The organism is Streptomyces sp. SJL17-4 (genome assembly GCF_036826855.1).
GTDB lineage: Bacteria > Actinomycetota > Actinomycetes > Streptomycetales > Streptomycetaceae > Streptomyces.
This window is the reverse complement of sequence record NZ_CP104578.1, coordinates 1,389,590-1,407,631: the sequence shown is the minus strand read 5'-3', so window position 1 is coordinate 1,407,631 and position 18,042 is coordinate 1,389,590. Positions and strand designations below refer to the sequence as shown.

Here is an 18,042-nt window from a genome sequence, read left to right as displayed (position 1 = left end):
GGCGGAGGTGTGAGAACGCCTCCGCCCTCTTCCGTTCCCGGTGTTCAACGCCCCTTGCGCGCCGCGACGTCGAGTTTCGGCCGAAGCTTCTCGGCCTGTCATGTCAGGGGCAATACCAGAGCGGGCCGGTCTACGGGTAAGTTTGCCAACTGCGCACCGCACATGAACGGTTGACGACTACAGTGTGTGGTTGGTGATCATCGGTAGGCTCTTCGCACGCACGTCGCACACCCTGTGAACCACCCCCTGCAGTACCCCCCCGTAGTCCACCCCCGTAGCTCACCCGCAGTACGCCGATTCCTGGGCACGTACGTACCAAGGACACTCATGTCTCAACTTCGCGCACCCGCCTCGCGGTCCGATCGACGCGAGGGCGGGCGGCACGGCCGGTCAGGCGCCCGCCCCGCCCCCGGTACCGGTAGCAACCCCCCGACGCAGCCCCCCACGTCGCACACGATGGAAGCCCGCATACGCCCCCAACTCCTCCGCACCTCCGTGCTTCCCGCCATCGCGGTGGCACTGGGCGGGGCCGCGGCCGTGCTCTTCACCATCCGCTCCACCGGCGCCACCCCGACGCCCGGCCTCTGGGCCGCGCTCACCGGAGCCGCCGCGATCACGGTGGCCTCCGTGACGGCCGCGGCGCTCGGCGCGGACCGGGCCGCCAAGGCGGTCCTCGACCGCTGCAACGCCCTGCGCCGCAGCAGCGCCCGCGGCCAGACCGAACTGCAGACGATCGTCGAACAGTTGCGCAAGGGAGAGGGCCTGCCGCCCCGCCCCGCGCTGCCGACCGGCACCGCGTCCGGCGACGAATTCGACCTGCTCTCCCAGGAGCTGACACGCTCTCACGAGGCCGCCGTGGCAGCCGTCGTGCAGGCGTCCCGGCTCTCCAGCAGCGTCGGAAACGAACAGAAGGTCGAGGTCTTCGTCAACCTCGCCCGGCGCCTGCAGTCCCTGGTCCACCGCGAGATCCAGCTCCTCGACGAGCTGGAGAACGAGGTCGAGGACCCGGAGCTGCTCAAGGGCCTGTTCCACGTGGACCACCTGGCCACCCGCATCCGCCGGCACGCCGAGAACCTCGCCGTGCTCGGCGGCGCCATCTCCCGCCGCCAGTGGTCGAACCCGGTCACCATGACCGAGGTGCTGCGCTCCTCCATCGCCGAGGTCGAGCAGTACCCGCGGGTGAAGCTCGTACCCCCGATCGACGGTACGCTCCGGGGCCATGCCGTGGCCGACGTCATCCACCTCCTCGCCGAACTCGTCGAGAACGCGACGCTGTTCTCCGCACCGCACACCACGGTGCTGCTCCGCGCGCAGTACGTCACGGCCGGCCTCGCCATCGAGGTCGAGGACCGCGGTCTCGGCATGCCCGTCACCGAGCAGAACAAGATGAACGCCCTGCTCGCCGACCCCGACCAGGTCAACGTCGCGCATCTGCTCCAGGACGGCCGCATCGGACTCTTCGTCGTCTCGGCCCTCGCCCGCCGCCACGGGATCGCCGTACGACTCCAGTCCAACATCTACGGCGGCGTCCAGGCCGTCCTCGTGCTCCCGCAGGGCCTCCTCGGAGCCGACCCCGAGGGGCTCGCCCAGCACGAGCGCCAGGCCGCCGCGACCGCCGGATCCTCCGCGGTCCCGCCGAACCAGGTGCAGATGCAGCCCCAGCCGGCGGCGCCGTCGCACGCGTCGTCGCAGCCCGCGCCCGCGGTCGCCGCCCCGGCGACGGCCCCGGCACCCACGACGGTGCCCATGACCGCACCCATGACGCCGCCGATGACGGCACCCATGACCGCCCCGGCACCGGCCCACCCCCAGACGCCCGCGCCCGCGGCCATGAGCACGACGGCCACCACCGGACCCGCACCGCACTCCGTACCCTCCCCGGAGCGGACCGCCGTCCGCCACGAGGAGACCCCCGCCCACGACCCGCTCAGCTACCCCCGTACCACCGAGCGGACCCACGGCTACGCGGACTCCGGCCGGACGTCCGCGGTTCCGGCGCAGACGGCCGGAGCGGAACCCTCGGGCCCGCCGGCCTCCCTGCTGTCGCCGCTCCCCCAGGCGCCCGAGGCCAACGGCCGACCCGTGCTCCCCAAGCGGCGTGCCCAGGAGCACATCGTCCCGCAGCTGCGCGACGAGCCCGTGGCCCGCAAGCCCGAGGAGCACGCCCTGCACGACCCCGGCTTGATGGCCGCGTTCCAGCGCGGCATCGGTCTCGCCGAGTCCCAGCCCGCCCCCCATGAATCGCTGCGTCCAGGCGACGCGCACAAGGAGTAGACACCATGGCGAGCAATGTGCCGACCGGCCATTCCTCGGACCTCGACTGGCTGCTGAGCGGACTGGTCCAGCGGGTCCCGTACACCCGCAACGCCGTTCTGCTCTCCTCCGACGGCCTCGTGAAATCCGTCCACGGCCTCGACCCCGACGCCGCCGACCACATGGCGGCCCTCGCCTCCGGCCTGTACTCCCTCGGCCGCAGCGCGGGCGCCCGGTTCGGCGACGGCGGCGAAGTGCGGCAGGTGGTCGTGGAACTTGACTCCACCCTCCTGTTCGTGTCCACGGCGGGTTCCGGCACCTGCCTGGCGGTGCTGGCCGGCCGCGAGGCGGACGCCGCGGTCCTCGGGTACGAGATGGCGATGCTCGTCAAGAGCGTCCGGCCGTACCTGGTCACCCCCGCCCGGCAGGCAGCCGGAGCGGTGGGCGGCATCGGCCAGTGAACGTGACGACCCCCCAGGAAGGGCCCTGGCTCGACGACGCGGCCGGCCGGCTGATCCGTCCGTACACCGTCAGCGGAGGCAGGACCAAGCCGACCACCGCACTGGACCTGCTGTCCATGGTGATGGCGACCGGATCGTCACCCCAGGCCCACATGGGTCCGGAGCACAGCCTGGCCCTCGGGCTGTGCGGCGGACCCACCTCCGTGGCCGAGATCGCGGCGCACTTACGGCTGCCCGCCGTGGTCACCAAGGTCCTGCTCTCCGACCTCGTGGACTGCGGGGCGCTCACCGCCCGCGCTCCCCGGTTCCACGCCAACCCAACCGACCGTTCCTTGCTGGAGGCAGTGCTCGATGGCCTACGACAACGGCTCTGAGCGCCACGACAGTTTCGCGACCGACCCGTTCCCCACCGCGCTCAAGATCCTGGTGGCGGGCGGCTTCGGCGTGGGCAAGACGACCCTCGTGGGCGCGGTCAGCGAGATCGAACCGCTGAGCACCGAAGAACTGCTGACCTCGGTCAGCGCCGCCACCGACAGCCTGGAGGGCGTGGAGTCCAAGACCACGACCACCGTGGCCATGGACTTCGGCCGCATCACGCTCGACGACCGCCACGTCCTCTATCTCTTCGGCACCCCCGGCCAGGAACGCTTCTGGTTCATGTGGGACGAACTCTCCGAGGGCGCGCTCGGGGCGGTCGTCCTGGCCGACACCCGCCGGCTCCAGGAGTGCTTCTCCGCCGTGGACTTCTTCGAACGGCGAGGCATCCAGTTCGTCGTGGCGGTCAACGAGTTCGACGGCTCCTTCCGCTACGAGCCGGACGAGGTACGGGCCGCGCTCGACCTCAAGCCGGAGGTACCGGTCGTCCTCTGCGACGCCCGGATCTCCAGCTCCGGCATCCGCACCCTGCTGACCCTCGTCCAGCATCTGCTCACCACCATCCCGGCCGCCGTGCCGAGCTACGGAGCCACGCCATGACGTACGACCCCACCGGTCACCTCCTGCTGACCCCCATTGACAAGGACGCGCCGGCCCGGGTGCAGCGGCTGCGCGAACTCGGTCTGGGGGAGCGGCCGGAGCCGGCGTTCGACGAGTTCGCCCACCGGCTCGCGGACGTGACCGGAGCCCCGTTCTCGATGGTCAACTTCATCGACGAGAACCGGCAGTTCTTCGCCGGGCTGCACACCCCCGAGGGCACCCACTCGGGCAGCGACCTGGGCGCGGCCGCCGCCGGCGCCGGCGGCGTGGGCCGTTTCATGGCCCGCGACCACGGCTACTGCCCGCACGTCGTGGTGCGTCGCAAGGCGCTCGTCCTGGAGGACGTCTGCGACTACCCGCGCTTCGCGGGGAACCCGGTCGTGGACGAGATCGGCATCCGCTCCTACATGGGGGCGCCGCTGATAGACCGCACCGGTGTCGCGCTCGGCACCATCTGCGTGGTCGACACCGACGTCCGGCCGTGGGGGCGTGCCGGGCTCGAGACGATCAAGGCGATGGCGGCCGAGCTGATGGAGCAGATCAACCGTCGTGAGGACGGCATGTTCTGACCGTCACCCCGTGACGACATGCCGGGAGCCCCGGTACGGCGACGGCCGTACCGGGGCTCCCGGCATGTCGGGACGTGGGGCTCGCAGGGGTGAGCCCGGACGTCAGGCGTGGACGGGCTCGAGATCCGGTGTGCGGACCAGCTCGGAGAGCCGCTCCGACCAACTGCCCTTGTCCTGGCCGAGGGCGACCTCCGCCAGCCGCAGGAGCTGGATGTCGGAGGTGCCGGCCGGGGCGAAGATGTGATGCGCGTCACGGAGGTACCGCTCGATGGCGCGGTCCGTGAAGAGACCGGCGGCGGCGTGGATCTCCATCGCGTTGCGACCGGAGTCGATCGCCGACTCGACATTGACGAGCTTGGCGTTCATCAGCTCGGTGTCGCAGGAAAGTCCCTGGTCGAGCAGGTGCACGGCGTGGTACGCGGCGAGCCGGGCGGTCATGAGGCGGGACTGCATCTGGCCCAGCTTGAGCTTGACCGTGGGGAGGTCGTGGAGCGGCTTGCCGTACCGGATGCGCTCGGAGGCGAAGCGGGTGGTCTCCTCCAGGATCGCCTGGTGGATGCCGAGCGAGACGGCGGTGAGGTTGGCCCGGCCGTACAGGACGCTGGAGGAGTACGCGACGGAGAGGCCGTCGCCCTCGTCGCCGAGGCGGTTGGCGGCCGGAACCCGGCAGTTCTCGAAGATCAGCTCGCCGAAGCTGAAGCCGTGCAGGCCCATGGCCTCCTGCTGTGGGCCGGTCCTGAACCCCGGGCGATCGGATTCGACCAGGAACGCGGTGAGACCCTTCGAACCGGGACCGGTCCTGACCACGACTCCGTGCAGATCGCCGACGTGGCTGTTGCCGACGTAGACCTTGCTGCCGTTGAGGATGTAGTCGTCGCCGTCCCGTACCGCGCTGGCGCTCATGCCGAGGACATGTCCACCGGACTCGGGCTCGGTGACCGCGATGGTCGGCAGGCACTCGCCCGCGGCGATCGCCGGCAGCCAGGTCTTGCGCTGCTCGTCGCTGCCGAAGTGGACGATCTTGGCCGTGCCCAGCTGGGAGGCCTGGACCATGGCGCCCATGGCGCCGCTGACCCGGGAGAGCTCCTCGATGATGATGGTTTTGGCCAGGTGGCCGGCGCCCATGCCGCCGTATTCCTGGCTGATCGTGGCTCCCAGCCAGCCCTGTTCGGCGATCAGCCGGGACAGCTCGTGGTGCACCGTACGGGACTCTTCCATCTCGGATATCAGCGGCCGAACCTCACGCTCTGCGAAGTCGCGGACCGTCTCCCTGAGCCGATGATGCAGGCGACTGCTGAAGTAGCTGTCCATGCGAGTGCCTCTCCCCTGCGAATCGCCTGACCGGTTCTCCGGTCAGGTGGTGCATCGGCAGTGGTCCCGTCCCGAACAGGCCGACCACTTCATGGTGTTGATCTTTCTGGGAGGGATCAATATCGCCACGATTTTTGTCCGAAACCCGAACGGTTGACGATCGAAACGGACTGTGTTTCGTGTGGTCTTGGCCTGCTGGGCCCGATCCGCCGGACATTCCGGGGGGTCATCTTTCTGCCACGTGCCATGGGCAACCAAGCCACGGGCATATGGCCATGAGAGCGCCTTCCTCGCCACATGAGCACCTTCATCCCCAAAGAAGCGACATTCCGGAAGCCTTCCGCTCTTCTCCCTGTCCAGGTGGCACGCGGGGTGGCACGCCCCTCGGCCCCTCGGGGCGCCGCTCGCACGTCCCTCCGGAGGCGCGTGGGGGCACCCCTCGGTGTGCAGGTCGGTGCACAGGCTGGTCACGGAGAGTGATCGTCCCACTCCTCACGTGCGCCCGCCTTGGGGCGCCGGAAAGGGTTCGTGAGCACCGGGGAAAGTGCGGTATTGTTCTCATGCGCGTCCGGCCGAGGGAAACCCCAGGTCAGACGGGCAACGGGACGTGGCGCAGCTTGGTAGCGCACTTGACTGGGGGTCAAGGGGTCGCAGGTTCAAATCCTGTCGTCCCGACTTTTCGAAGTCGTGGGTCAAGGGGCCGTATCGGAAGCATCCGATACGGCCCCTGATCGTTTTTGGGGACCAGTTGGGGGCCAAGGTGGTCGCCGGGGTCAGACGGCGGTGACTGCCGTGACAGGCAGCGAACGAGGTGCACGGAGCACCATGAGGTGCGCGGAGAGCGCGGCACCGGCTGCGGTGATCTGGTCTGCGTCGGGGTGTAGGTAGCGCTGGGTGGTGGTCAGCGAGCCGTGCCCGGCGATCTTGCGCAGGATCCGCCACGAGGGCCGAAGAAGAGCCGGGCGTCCGGGCTGTCACCGGCCGCGAGCAGGTCGTACGTCTTCGATGAGGGGCACCTTGCGGGCGCGCTTGCCTTTCGTGGCCTTGTCGACGAGTCCGCCGCGGGCGGGGGTGGTCTGCCGGCGGACGTGCTGGTACTGACGCTGCCAGCCGCTGACCCGGGCCGGGTTGACCTTGGTCAGGCCATCGCGTACTGCCTGCTCCATGACGCGTACGAGGACGGCGATGGTGTTCTTGACGGTCGAGAGTCTTGAGCTCCAGTCCACGGAGCGCGAGTTCCATGTTCGCGGTGCCGTAATCGAGGATGTGCGCCGGTCTCGGCCACGTCCACAGCCGTGGCCGACAGCCGCCGCGAAGGTGCGTGCGGGGTCCTGCGGTGTTGGAATTGAAGGCGGTAACGAGCGCGGTGGGCCGGGACGCGCCTGTCGCTCCATCCGAAGTGAAGGCCACCAGGCGAGGAGTCGGTATGAGCGTCGATGAATTCTCTGAGATGGGACCTGTCGATTACCTGATCCTGGAGTTCCCTGGTAATCGCATGACCGGCGAAGGCCTGCCTCTCCTGCTCGACCTCGTCGACCGGCACATCATCCGTGTCCTCGACCTCTCCTTCGTCCGCAAAGACGAAGACGGATCGGTCAGAGCGCTCAAACTCGCCGACATGGACGGCGACGGGGAACTCGACTTGGCCGTGTTCGAGGGGGCCTCCTCCGGCTTGCTCGGCGAGGACGACCTCCAAGAGGCCGCCGCCGTCCTCGAACCGGGCAACTCCGCGGGCGTCATCGTGTACGAGAACGTGTGGGCCGCACCGCTGGCGGCGGCCCTGCGTCGCAGCGGAGCCCGGATGGTGGCCAACGGAAGGATCCCTGCCGAGGAACTCCTGGCGACTCTGGAAGCCGCCGAGACCCAGTCCGCCTCCTAGCGGCCGACGCCCGCCCGATGACAAGGACACCTGTCATGCCTGGTCTACTCCGCGGGGTCGCCCGCACCGCAGTCATCTCCGGTACCGCCACCGCCGTCTCCAACCGGGTGTCGCGCCGTCAGGCCGGCCGATGGGCGCAACAGGATTACGGGCAGCCCGCCGCGGCGCCGGCACCACAGGCCCGCAGCGCTCCGGAACCCGCACCCGCAGCCGCACCGTCGATGGAAACGAAGATCGCTCAGTTGAAGGAGCTCGGTCAGCTCAAGGAGCAAGGGGTGCTCACCGAAGCCGAGTTCGAGGACCAGAAGCGCCGCATCCTCGAATCCTGAACGTCCGGGGGATCAGGCCCTCACACCGCCGCCCGCACTCTTCTCGCGCGGGCGGCGCGTCGCGGCCGAAGGGCCCGGCGGAAGCAGTTCGGCGGTGACGAAGGCCGTCACGGCCGCCAAGATCACGACGGGGATCGTCTCGGCGTTCCCGAGTACCAGGACCACCAGGGCCACGCTGCTGACCGGAAGCCGCAGGGCGGCTGCGGCTGCCGCGGCCATGCCCGCGGCAGCGCCGGGGATCACCCCGAGGCCAGGCAGCGGTGCGAGCAGCACGCCTGCCGCCGCGCCCAGGAAGAGAACGGGGAACACCAGCCCGCCGCGGAGGCTGCCCAGGCACAGGGTGTACGCGGCGGCTTTGAACAGGAGGACGGCCAGTAGGGCGCCCACGCCCCAGGCATGTGGATCCGAAGCGAGTCCGGCCAGCGTGGCCTGGCCGGACGAGGCGACCTCGGCCGGGGAACGGCCCGTGACGAGCGCGTAAAGGGCGGCGCAACCCCCGGCGGCGACCGCGGAGATCATGGTCCTGACGAGGGGAGAGGCCGACACGAAAGCGGCGGTCAGCCGGCCGCCGATGATCATCAGGTGCACCAGCGCGCCCACGCCTGCCGCCAGCACGATCGACCACACCACGTCGCCGGTGTCCAGGCGTGGGGGAGCGGTGGGGAAGTGGACGGTGAGACTGCCCGTCTCGAGGCCGGTCCAGCGTCCGAAGCCCGTGAACACCACCGCTCCCACACCACTGGACAGCAGCGCGGGAAGCATGACGACGAACAACTGTGGACCGCCCACGCCCGCCACTTCGATCAGAAGCACCGCGGCGATGAGCGGATTTCCGAAGATGGCGGCGATGGCCGCGGCCGCGCCGGCCGCACCCAGCAGTGCGGTGCTCTGTGGGGTGGCCGGGGCGCGGACGAGACGCCGGAAGAGCAGGGCCAGACCACCGCCGAGTGCGATCAGGGGCGCCTCCGGGCCGAGGGCGGCACCGAGCGGCAGGCTCGCGGCCGCGGCGATGACCACCCCTGGCAGGGCAGCCGCCGAGGGACCTCCTGCGTGCAGGCCGTACGCCGGGACGTGACCGCCCGCGCCGGGCAGATGGGTCACCACCAGCCCCACGACGACGCCCGCGACGGCGAGCAGCGGGAGCGGCCACCAGGCCGGCGGAGTGTCCCAGCCGAGTGCCTTCGGCACGTCCGCCCACATCACGTGCTCCAGCTCGTGCAGGCCGACGAGGAACCAGAAGGCCGCCAGGGAGATCGGGACGCCGATGAGAGCGCTGAAGACCAAGAGCTTGCTGTATGCGGGTGTACGCAGGAGATCCCGCAAGCGGTCGGCCTCTGTGGCCCCCTCGGGCTCCTCGGAGGGGGAGGGGTGGGCGTTCGGCGCCGTCATGGATTCCGTCCTTCGGGACTGGGGGACGTGGACGTCATGGCTCGTGCTGCTCGGGTGCCGTGGAGGACTGACGTCGCTCCAACCCGATCCGTACCGCTCCGACCATCACCTTCGCGATCAGGCCTACGAGAACGAGGTCGGCCACCATCTGGAGTGTGGTCAGCACGCGAGCCGTCTGGGAGACGGGCACGATGTCACCGAAGCCCACAGTGGCGAAGACGGTCACCGTGAAGTAGAGGGCGTCGTTCCTGCTGAGCGGTTCGGAGAAGGAGGGCACTGCTTGCTTTTGCGCGTACAGGAAATACGTGGCCGAGAACAGCAGAAGAAAGAGGGGGACCGCGGTGGTCAGAGCCTCGATGGCACGCAACCGAGGGTGTGATGAACCGATGATGCTGACCGCTTGCAGGGTCAGCAGTGTGCCGATTCCCAACAGCCCCAGGACGAGCGCCGCGGCCGCGTGCTGGTCGAGATCACGGTCGAGGGGGAGCAGGTAGTACGCCGTGGTGGCCACCGCCACCACGACCGTGGAACGCAGGAGTGGCAGGAGCAGGCGCACGTGGTGCGGGCGAAACGGCCGGCCGCGGTCACTCTCCGGCGGTGTACTCATGAGGGTCGCGGTTCCTTCTCGCCGTTCTGCCGGGCGGTCGCGTCCGCCGTGCCCGCATCGTCGAGGAATTCGCGCACGGCGAAGGCTGCCAGGACCGCGGCAACGATCCACAGGACGACCGCTGTGCTCGGATACGACCAGGTGACGAGGACGATCAGGGCGGTGAGCAGGATGAGGCCGCCGATCCAGCGCTTGTGGCGGTGTACGAGGCGACCCACCGCACCGAGCCGCAGGCCGACCGAGCCGGCGACGCCGCGCATGGACGCGATGCCACTGGCGCATGCCCGCCGCATCGTGACCGCCGCGCGGGAAGGCCCGGTCAGGAAGGCGCCGCAGGCTGTCACCAGGGCGACGGCGGCGACGGCACGGATGGTGGCCCGCAGAAACTTGACGAGTGCGTCGAACACGGCCGCCGCCGCGTCCTGCGAAACCTCGGCCGGCAGACGGTCGAGGTAGATACCGCGGAAGACGGTCAGGCTCACACCGAGAAGCAGCATCCCGAAGGCCACGGCGAGCGCCGTTGTCACCAGGACGCGCCGACGGTGGGCCGCCAGGAGAACTGCTGCCGCGGCGATCAGCACGGTGACCACCGGAAGCCATGAGCCGACGATCTGGAGGATCCGGGTGTACGTCTTGACCTTGGCGAGCTCGTCCGAGGAGAACACCACGAAGTCGCTGTGCACCTCAGGGATGCGCGCGGCGCGGGAGAAGCCGGATCTCACCAGCTCGTCCTTGGCCCGATCCACGATGGGGCCGCTCAGCTCTCCGACCAGCTTGGCGACAGCAGGAGGGGCCCCGCCCTGTTGTGCCGCCGTGGAGAGCTCTCCCACCAGGGCCTTGACGTCGATCTGCTCAAGGATCACTGTTGCGGCCCGGTTGGTCACCGCCGTCTGCACCGCAGGGTTCCGAGCCAGCGGCGCGACGGTGTCGACATATCGGTCCGTGTCCGCCACCATGCTGTCGGCCCATACCGCGACGACCGACAGAACGGACAGCAGCGCGGCCAGGATCACCAGCACAGCGGACAGTACCGACCGCCCCCGATGCCGACGCGGCCTCCCGCCTCCCTCCAGCTCCGCGATCCGGCGCTGCAGATCCGCCAACTCGATCGGTTGCCCTTCCGGAGAGGGCGTGCCGTGTGAAGGATCCGGCCGGATGGGCTGAGGTTCCATACGGATCTCCTGCAAGAGCACTCCGCGGGTGGTCGCGAGCGACGGAGCACCCGCCGCCAGTCCAGCAAAGGCGCTCCTTCCAGCTCCCGCGACCGGAGCCACGCCGTGCGCCGCCCTTCGGTGGCGCCACCGTCATGGCGCCACCGGATGACACGAGCCGGGAGCCGCACGGCCGCATACGGCCGGTCGGATGAACGCCACCCGCTGACTCAGTTCGCCTGCAGCAGTTCCGCGGCGCGTTCCCCGGTGACGACGGCGCCGGCCTCCGCCGTACCCGCCTCCCGAAGCTCGCGCTTGAGGATCTTGCCCGTGGCGTTGGTGGGCAGGACATCGAAGAACTCCACCAGACGGGGGTACTTGTAGCCCGCCATCTCCTCCTTGCACCAGGCGATCAACTCCACCTCGGAGAGCGCCGATCCCGGGGTGAGTACCACGCAGGCCTTGATCTCCTCACCATGGCGCGCGTCCGGCAGGCCGATCACGGCCGCCATGCTCACGGCGGGGTGCGTGAGCAGTACCTCCTCGACCTCGCGCGGGTACACGTTGAAGCCACCACGGATGATCATGTCCTTGGCGCGGTCGACGATGTAGAACCATCCGTCGGCGTCGCGGCGGGCCAGGTCACCGGTGCGGAACCAGCCGTCGTGCATCACCTCGGCGGTCGCGTCGGGCCGGTTGAAGTAGCCCTTCATCACGTTGTGCCCACGGACGACTATCTCCCCGATCGCGTCGGCGCCCTGGACCGGGGTCCAGTCCTTGCCGACAAGGTCCACCTCCACGCCCCAGACGGGGCGCCCGATGGAGCCGGGGCGCACCGGCTCCCCTCGTGGCGAGAAGGTGGCGGCGGGGCTGGTCTCCGAGAGACCGTACCCCTCCAGGATCGTGACGCCGAATCGCTCGGCGAAGCGGCGGTGGATCTCCACCGGGAGCGCGGAGCCGCCCGAGCCCGCCATGCGCAGGTTCTTGGCGATCTGCGGCAGGTCCACGTCGGAGGCGTCCGATTCGAGCAAAGCCCAGAACATGGTGGGGACGCCCGCGAAGAAGGTGACGGCGTGGCGTTGCATGAGGGCGAGGGCAGCCCGGGCATCGAAGCGTGGCAGCAGCACCAGCGTGGCCCCTGACGCGAGGCCGGCATTCATCTGCACGACCTGGCCGAAGGAGTGGAACAGCGGCAGCGCGATCAGGTGCACGTCGTGCTCCACCTCGCCGAACAGCTTGTGGCAGGTCAGCACATTGAGCATCACGTTGGAGTGGCTGAGCTCGGCGCCCTTGGGCCGCCCGGTGGTGCCGGACGTGTACAGGATGACCGCGGTGTCACCGGGCTCCGTGGTCGCCGTCTCGAAGTCCCCGCGCTGACCGGCCAGCGCCGCCGTGAGGCTCTCGGCGCCCTCGCTCAGGGCGTCGCCGGAGAGTGCTGCCGTCATGACGAAGAAGTGCTCGCAGTCCGACGCCTCGCCGAAGCCTGACCAGCCCTCCTGCCCGAGCGGGAGTTCGGCGCTTCCCTCGAAGCAGAAGTAGGCCTTGGCCTGGGAGTCGGCCAGGTGGTAGGCGATCTCTCGGCCCTTGAGCAGCACGTTGAGCGGTACCACCACCGCGCCGGCCTTGAGGATGCCGTAGTAGACGATCGGGAACCACGGCAGGTTCGGGCAAGACAGGGCGACCTTGTCGCCCGGCTCGATACCGCGCGAGCGGAGGAGGTTCGCCACGCGGTTGGCGGCCGCGTCCAGCTCCGCGTAGGTGAGCCGCTGGTCGCCCAGGACGATGGCGGTGCGGTCGGGTACGGCGCGGGCGCTGTTCTCCAGCACGACGGCGAGGTTGAGCATGGGGTCTCCGTAGGGTGTGTCGGTGCGAGCGGCAGGCGAGCGGGTGTCAGCCCCGCAACGCGGACGCAAGGAGAGCGGGCAGCTTGGTGAGGCTCGGCGCGGCCGTGAAACGGGTGAGGCGCTGCACCGTGGTCAGAGCGGTGCGGTTGGTGACGAAGTACGGCGGGCGCGGTGACAGGGACATGTCGCCCGTGACCAGGCCGCGCGGAGCGGGTGTGAAGGGCGCGCGCAGCACGGTCTTCTCGACGTCCTCGAGCATGAACGCGTTGTGCACGAAGCCGATGCCGCTGCCGATGTCCTGCCGCGTGTGGCCGGGGAAGGCGCCCCAGGGGGTGAAGCCCAGCAGGAAACCGACCCCTGACCAGCAGTTGACGCCCAGCGTGCCGTAGCGCAGCTCGGCGATGGCGGTACGCACCGCCTCCCGATGGGCCTTCTCCGTCCTCGGGTGGACGATCAGGGTGGCACCGAGGGTGCCGGGCAGGGTGTTGTTGGCGAAGTCGACGGCCTGCCGCAGGAACTCGGCCGGGGATGCGCCAGACAGGCGTACGACGCCCAGGGCGCTGCCGAAAACCTCGTCGAGAACGAGGAGGTCGTCGTGGTCCGTGATGTCGGGCACGAGCAGTCGGCAGCCGTCGCCGTGGGCCTCCGTCGTCGGGTGAGCCGCTCGTACGGAGGCGAGACGGTCGGCGGCGCCGGGGTAGTAGTCGGCGCGCGGGGGCAGCCGGCGCAGCACCTTCCGGATCTCGTCGAGCAGCCGCTCGGTACCGTCCCAGTCACGCGGCAGGACCAGGATCTGGCTGGCGACGCAGTTGTGGCCCGAGTTGTTCATCTTGCTGGTGACGATGTGCTCGGCCTGGAAGCGGATATCGGCTTCACTCCACGGGCCCGGCGCCACGATGCAGGGGCTGACGCCGCCCAGTTCGCTGCTGAAGGGCTTGGCGATCAGCGGCAGGTCGTCACGGCGGCGTCGCTCGGCGTCCTCGTCGGTGCCCCAGACGATGGCGTCGTGGGTGCGGTCGCTGCCCGTGACATGAATGGCGTCGACGCCTTCGTGGCGGGTGAGGTATCCGCCCTCGGCCGCGCCGCCGTCGACGAAGCGCAGCCAGCCCCGTTCGACGAACTCGGCGAAGACGTGCTCGAAGTGGGGGCGCAGATAGGCGTTGACCGGGTTCATCTTGGCGATGACGACCTGGCCCTCGGCATAGAGCTTGTGCAGGATGTCCAGCGCGGTGATGGCGGCGACGTTGCCGGCGCCGAGCACCAGGGCGAGGCCAGGGTCTCCCTGCCTGCCGCGGTACTCTCCCGCGGCGCACGCCCGCGCCTGCTCCGCGGTGACGCCGGGGCGCATCCACACCTGGGCCGTAAACCCGTTGAGCAGCAGAGAGTCCCAGCCGGTGGCGGGGAAGACGTCCACGCGGGTGCGGCCGTTCTCCTCGCGAACCGTCCTGCCGTCCAGTGGATCCCCGCCCGCGGCGATCCGTCGCAGGACGTGGAGGAGCGCGGCGGCGTTCTGGGCCAGGGCCCAGGGCCCGCCGATCCAGTCCTCGGCCGCCCAGGGGGAGCCCGATCCGTACCCCTTTGCCCGAGCGCCCGCACCGGCGATCTCGGCCGCACTCGCGGCGACGCGCGGCAGCAGCCGCTCGAGGAGGGCGATGCGTTCGGGGAGCGGGGTGGCGCACCAGGACGCGGCATGGGCGCGTACGTCGGCCACGGTGCGGTCGAGCAGGGAGGTGTCGAGGGCGCTGCTGTTCAACGTCGTTCCTTGCGGTGGGTCGGGAGCGGGAAAGGCGGTTCCTGCTCCCGGCGCTGCGCGAGGAGCAGACACACGCGTGCGGTCACGCGGCCAGCAGGCGGGCGTCGCGGTCCGGGTCGATCAACGTGAGGGCGGCGACTCCGCTCAGGAGGAGCACGGCGCCGGTGATCAGGACGGCGTGCTGGTAGCCCGCCACACCGTGGGTGTCCACGAGGTGCCCGATCAGCGTCGGGGCGATCAGACCGGCGGTGGTCACCACGGCGTTCATGATGCCGAGGGCGCCGCCGCGACGACCGGCCGGAGCCAGTTCCGTGACGGTGGTGACGGAAACGCTGCTCATCGCTCCGGCCAGCCCGAATCCTGCGATCAGGAGCAGGGCGGTCACGGCACCGGCCGGGGCCAGCGGCAGGGCGAGACATGCCGCGGCACCGACGAGCAGCAGCACGCCGCCGACCCCGCCGCGGGCCCACCGACTCGCGGTCCCGCGGCGCAGCAGCCATCCGGTCAGACCTGCCTGACCGAGCACCACGACCCCGCCCAGCCCCCAGACCAGCATCAGCATCCGGGTGGACCCCGCTGAGGTGTAGCCGAGCGCGTCCTGGAGGTAGGAGGGCAGCCAGACGAGGGCGAAGGCGATGACCCAGTACGTGCCGAAGTAGGCGGCCGTCGCACCGATCCAGGTACGGGTCGCGAGGATGCGCCGGTACGGCGTCCTCGGCCGGGCCGCACCCGGCCCCACCGCCCTCTCACCTTGCCCGTCGCCGGAGCCGCCCGGCGCCGTGCTGTCCGACGCCGCCGCGTAGGGTCCCTCCCCGCCGAGGGGGATCCACAGCAGCGCCCACACGACACCGACCAACGCCACCGCGGCAACGGCCGAGCGCCAGCCGTGGTGCTGGATCACCCACGTCAGGACGGGAGCGGCGACCAGGACCCCCAGGGTGATGCCGAGGACGATCAGCGCCCCGGGCAGGTTGCGGCGGTGGTTGGGGAACCAGGACAGGGTGGCCTGCTGAGCGACGGGGAAGGCGGGCCCCTCGGCAGCGCCGAGCAGAACACGTGAGGTGAGGAGCACCGCGAGCCCTCCGCCCACCGCCAGCGGCGCCTGGGAGACGGACCAGAGGACGGCCATGGCAAGAATCAGCCACTTGGGCCGGATGCGGTCCGCGAGCAGCCCCACAGCGGCACCGGAGATCGAAAAAAGCAGGAAGAAGGCGCTGCTGGCGAGTCCGAAGGCCGATGCGGACAGGCCGAGGTCCTGACGGATCTCCTCCGCGGCCAGGCCGAGCACGGACTTGTCCGCGAAATTGATCATCATGAAGATGACCAGCAGCGCGGTGACGACCCAAGCGCGGGGTCTCGTTCTTCTCGGCTCCTCAGGGGGGCCGGCCGGCACAGCGGGTGCGACATCGGTGTCGGTCACAAGGGCTCCGCGGAGACTGGATGGGGAGGGGAAGAGGGGCCGGGAGCCGGTTCAGGAGAGCGGGACACCGGTGATGGCGATGCGTTCCATGACACGACGCTGCGGGAAGTAGTCGTTGATCGCGTAGTGCTGGGTGGCGATGTTGTCCCAGACCGCGACCGAGCCGGGCTGCCAGCGGAAGCGAACCTGGTACTCGGGGATTCGGGCTTGGAGGACGAGCTCGTCGAGCAGTTCGCGGCTCTCCTGGTCCGACAGCCCGACGATCCGTGTGGTGAAGGGCTCATTGACGTACAGCAGCTTGCGGCCGGTCCGGGGGTGGCGCACGACCGCGGGGTGCTCGACGGCAGGCAAGTTCTCCCGGTGCGCCGCGATCTGGCTGTCGGTCATCAGCGCACCCCAGCTCGGCACCCAGTCGTGCACGGCGGTGAGCCCGTCGATGCGGGCCTTCATGGGCTCGGTGAGGTTGTCGTAGGCGGCTGCCATGTCCGCCCACATGGTGTCGCCGCCGGCCGACGGCACCTCGACGGCGCGCAGTACGGAGCCGAGGGCCGGCGCGGCCATGAACGAGTGGTCGCTGTGCCAGATGTTCTCGGTTCCGACGGCCATGGCGTCCTTGGCCAGCCGGGAGACCCCGACGGTGTCGCCCTTGGGGAAGAAGGGGTTGGCTTCCGGCTCGCCCCACAAGCCGGAGAACGCCAGTTGGCTCTGCGGGTCGAAGGCGTGCTGGTCGCGGAAGAAGAGCACCTTCCACTCCAGCAGGGCCTGCCTGATCTCCTCCGCGAGCTCCTCGCCGATCGCGAGGGAGAGGTCGACGCCCTCGATCTCGGCGCCGATGTGCGGGGTGAGCGGGCAGACGTCCAGGATCCGGTAGTCGGGCTGGGGCGCGTTCGGGGCGATGCGATCGAGCGCGCGCTTCCCGTAGTGCATCAACGGCTTGTCGAGGGCGGGGGTGGGCGTCCTGCTGTCCATGAGTCCTCCGTGGCGAGGGCTGAAATCGTTACTCGGAGTATCGTTATTACGGCATGACGAGGCAAGAGGTCTGACGCACGAAAATGTGGAGCCGGATACAGCCGCCGCTGCGGAGGCCCTCAGCAGACCGGGCCGACGGCCCGGGCCACGAGATCGACCAGGCTGTCCACGAAGCGAGCGTCGGGCATCTCCTGCTCGCCGATCAGCCGGAAGATCAGCGGTGCGGCCACCAACGTGGCGGCGGCCCGGACATCGGTGTCCGGGGCCACGTCGCCGCGGATGATCCCGCGTTCGAGGATGCGCCTCGTCTCACTCGTGATCCGCTCGGTGTACTCCGCGTACTGGCCTCGCACCGCGCCGGTCTCGGCCGCCGCCCCGATGAGGCCCGCGATCAGCCGGTCCGTGCCCGGCAGCCGGTAGGCCTCCAGGCGAGCGGTGAGCACGAAGCGGAGTTCCGCGCGGAAGTCGTCCAGGTCGGGCACCGACAGAATGCCGATGCGGGTTTCCGCGGCTGCGATGATCAAATCCTGTTTGGTGGGCCACCGCCGGTAGATGGCGGGCTTGCTCACGCCGGCCCGTGCCGCGACGGCGTCCATCGTGACCGCCCCGATCCCCTGCTCGTGGACCATGTCCACGACCGCGTTGAGGACGGCTCCGGTGACCCGTTCCTCTCGCGGTCGACCCGGCCCCCGTGCTGCGCCGTCCGGCTGCATACCCACCATGCCTAGAGCCTACGGCCGTGGCCCCCGGTTGTCGGGGGCCGGGGGCCGTCTCAGGGCGCGACGATGGGGAATCGCTTGTCCGGGACGGTCACGAGCGTGAACAGGCGCTCGAGCAGGCCGCCTCCGGCGCCGGAGCGCAGCTCGAGGGCGGCGGACAGGGAGAAGTTCCGCCAGGTGCCGTTCTCTGCGCCCCGCCCGAGCCGCTCGTACACGGACGCTAGGGCGTTCTTGGCTTCCGTGTCCTCGGCGTCGGCGAAGACCAGGTGGTTGAGTACCGTGGCGGCGAACCGGAGATCGCCCTTCTCGGCGTACGCGCCCGCCTTGGCCAAGGCGCTGTCCCGGCCTCCAGCGAGGTCGACGTGCCGTGCGCGTCCGGCTGCGACCGCGGTTCGGCCGCCGGCACGCACGTG

The 18,042-nt window shown here is 70.0% G+C and carries 18 protein-coding genes and 1 tRNA gene; 8 read left to right on the top strand and 11 right to left on the bottom strand.

Annotated features, from left to right (window positions below; genetic code table 11):
- Positions 1-327: 327 nt before the first annotated feature.
- The 5 genes from N5875_RS06240 to N5875_RS06220 are packed head-to-tail and all read left to right on the top strand — an operon-like array spanning position 328 to position 4,258.
- Positions 328-2,274, top strand: coding sequence for an ATP-binding protein (locus tag N5875_RS06240; protein WP_338492165.1), 1,947 nt, complete (start codon positions 328-330; stop codon positions 2,272-2,274).
- 5 nt (positions 2,275-2,279) lie between these two features.
- Positions 2,280-2,714, top strand: a complete 435-nt coding sequence (locus N5875_RS06235) for a roadblock/LC7 domain-containing protein (protein ID WP_030313740.1) — start codon at positions 2,280-2,282, stop codon at positions 2,712-2,714.
- A gap of 2 nt (positions 2,715-2,716) precedes the next feature.
- Entirely contained in the window at positions 2,717-3,088 is a 372-nt protein-coding gene (locus N5875_RS06230; protein WP_318209794.1) for a DUF742 domain-containing protein, read from the top strand.
- Complete coding sequence (locus N5875_RS06225; RefSeq protein WP_030313744.1) at positions 3,066-3,689, top strand: ATP/GTP-binding protein; 624 nt, start codon at positions 3,066-3,068, stop codon at positions 3,687-3,689. Before N5875_RS06230 ends, N5875_RS06225 begins: the two co-directional genes overlap by 23 nt.
- A complete protein-coding gene (locus tag N5875_RS06220; RefSeq protein ID WP_318209652.1) occupies positions 3,686-4,258 on the top strand; it encodes a GAF domain-containing protein in 573 nt (190 codons plus the stop codon). Before N5875_RS06225 ends, N5875_RS06220 begins: the two co-directional genes overlap by 4 nt.
- Before the next feature lie 102 nt (positions 4,259-4,360).
- Here N5875_RS06220 and N5875_RS06215 read toward each other — a convergent pair whose 3' ends face one another.
- The gene (locus tag N5875_RS06215; RefSeq protein ID WP_338492163.1) at positions 4,361-5,569 is read right to left on the bottom strand and encodes an acyl-CoA dehydrogenase family protein; all 1,209 of its coding nucleotides are present in this window, start codon (positions 5,567-5,569) and stop codon (positions 4,361-4,363) included.
- A 601-nt stretch (positions 5,570-6,170) separates the two neighbouring features.
- Between N5875_RS06215 and N5875_RS06210 the strand changes: the two genes are divergently transcribed.
- A tRNA-Pro gene (locus N5875_RS06210) sits at positions 6,171-6,244 on the top strand.
- Between the two features lie 299 nt (positions 6,245-6,543).
- Here the strand turns inward: N5875_RS06210 and N5875_RS06205 are convergent.
- Positions 6,544-6,795 carry a hypothetical protein gene (locus N5875_RS06205; RefSeq protein ID WP_318209650.1) on the bottom strand — a complete coding sequence of 84 codons (252 nt, stop codon included), beginning with the start codon at positions 6,793-6,795 and terminating at the stop codon, positions 6,544-6,546.
- 224 nt (positions 6,796-7,019) lie between these two features.
- Between N5875_RS06205 and N5875_RS06200 the strand changes: the two genes are divergently transcribed.
- Positions 7,020-7,448, top strand: coding sequence for a DUF6325 family protein (locus N5875_RS06200; RefSeq protein WP_338492161.1), 429 nt, complete (start codon positions 7,020-7,022; stop codon positions 7,446-7,448).
- A gap of 35 nt (positions 7,449-7,483) precedes the next feature.
- A complete protein-coding gene (locus tag N5875_RS06195; protein WP_318209648.1) occupies positions 7,484-7,777 on the top strand; it encodes an SHOCT domain-containing protein in 294 nt (97 codons plus the stop codon).
- Positions 7,778-7,789: 12 nt separating this feature from the next.
- Here N5875_RS06195 and N5875_RS06190 read toward each other — a convergent pair whose 3' ends face one another.
- The 9 genes from N5875_RS06190 to N5875_RS06150 form a co-directional block, all read right to left on the bottom strand.
- On the bottom strand, positions 7,790-9,166 hold the full coding sequence (locus N5875_RS06190; RefSeq protein WP_338492160.1) for a chloride channel protein: 1,377 nt from the start codon (positions 9,164-9,166) through the stop codon (positions 7,790-7,792).
- A 34-nt stretch (positions 9,167-9,200) separates the two neighbouring features.
- Positions 9,201-9,773 carry a potassium channel family protein gene (locus N5875_RS06185; protein WP_318209646.1) on the bottom strand — a complete coding sequence of 191 codons (573 nt, stop codon included), beginning with the start codon at positions 9,771-9,773 and terminating at the stop codon, positions 9,201-9,203.
- Positions 9,770-10,792 carry a hypothetical protein gene (locus N5875_RS06180; RefSeq protein WP_338492158.1) on the bottom strand — a complete coding sequence of 341 codons (1,023 nt, stop codon included), beginning with the start codon at positions 10,790-10,792 and terminating at the stop codon, positions 9,770-9,772. Before N5875_RS06180 ends, N5875_RS06185 begins: the two co-directional genes overlap by 4 nt.
- 362 nt (positions 10,793-11,154) lie before the next feature.
- Entirely contained in the window at positions 11,155-12,768 is a 1,614-nt protein-coding gene (locus N5875_RS06175; RefSeq protein ID WP_338492157.1) for a long-chain fatty acid--CoA ligase, read from the bottom strand.
- Positions 12,769-12,814: 46 nt separating this feature from the next.
- A complete protein-coding gene (locus tag N5875_RS06170) occupies positions 12,815-14,521 on the bottom strand; it encodes an aldehyde dehydrogenase family protein (RefSeq protein WP_338492156.1) in 1,707 nt (568 codons plus the stop codon).
- 82 nt (positions 14,522-14,603) lie between these two features.
- A complete protein-coding gene (locus N5875_RS06165; RefSeq protein WP_338492155.1) occupies positions 14,604-15,836 on the bottom strand; it encodes an MFS transporter in 1,233 nt (410 codons plus the stop codon).
- Between the two features lie 156 nt (positions 15,837-15,992).
- Entirely contained in the window at positions 15,993-16,910 is a 918-nt protein-coding gene (locus tag N5875_RS06160) for a TauD/TfdA family dioxygenase (protein WP_338492154.1), read from the bottom strand.
- A gap of 119 nt (positions 16,911-17,029) precedes the next feature.
- On the bottom strand, positions 17,030-17,632 hold the full coding sequence (locus N5875_RS06155) for a TetR/AcrR family transcriptional regulator (protein WP_318209640.1): 603 nt from the start codon (positions 17,630-17,632) through the stop codon (positions 17,030-17,032).
- A gap of 50 nt (positions 17,633-17,682) precedes the next feature.
- Positions 17,683-18,039 carry an alkyl sulfatase dimerization domain-containing protein gene (locus tag N5875_RS06150; RefSeq protein ID WP_338492152.1) on the bottom strand — a complete coding sequence of 119 codons (357 nt, stop codon included), beginning with the start codon at positions 18,037-18,039 and terminating at the stop codon, positions 17,683-17,685.
- Between the last annotated feature and the right edge of the window lie 3 nt (positions 18,040-18,042).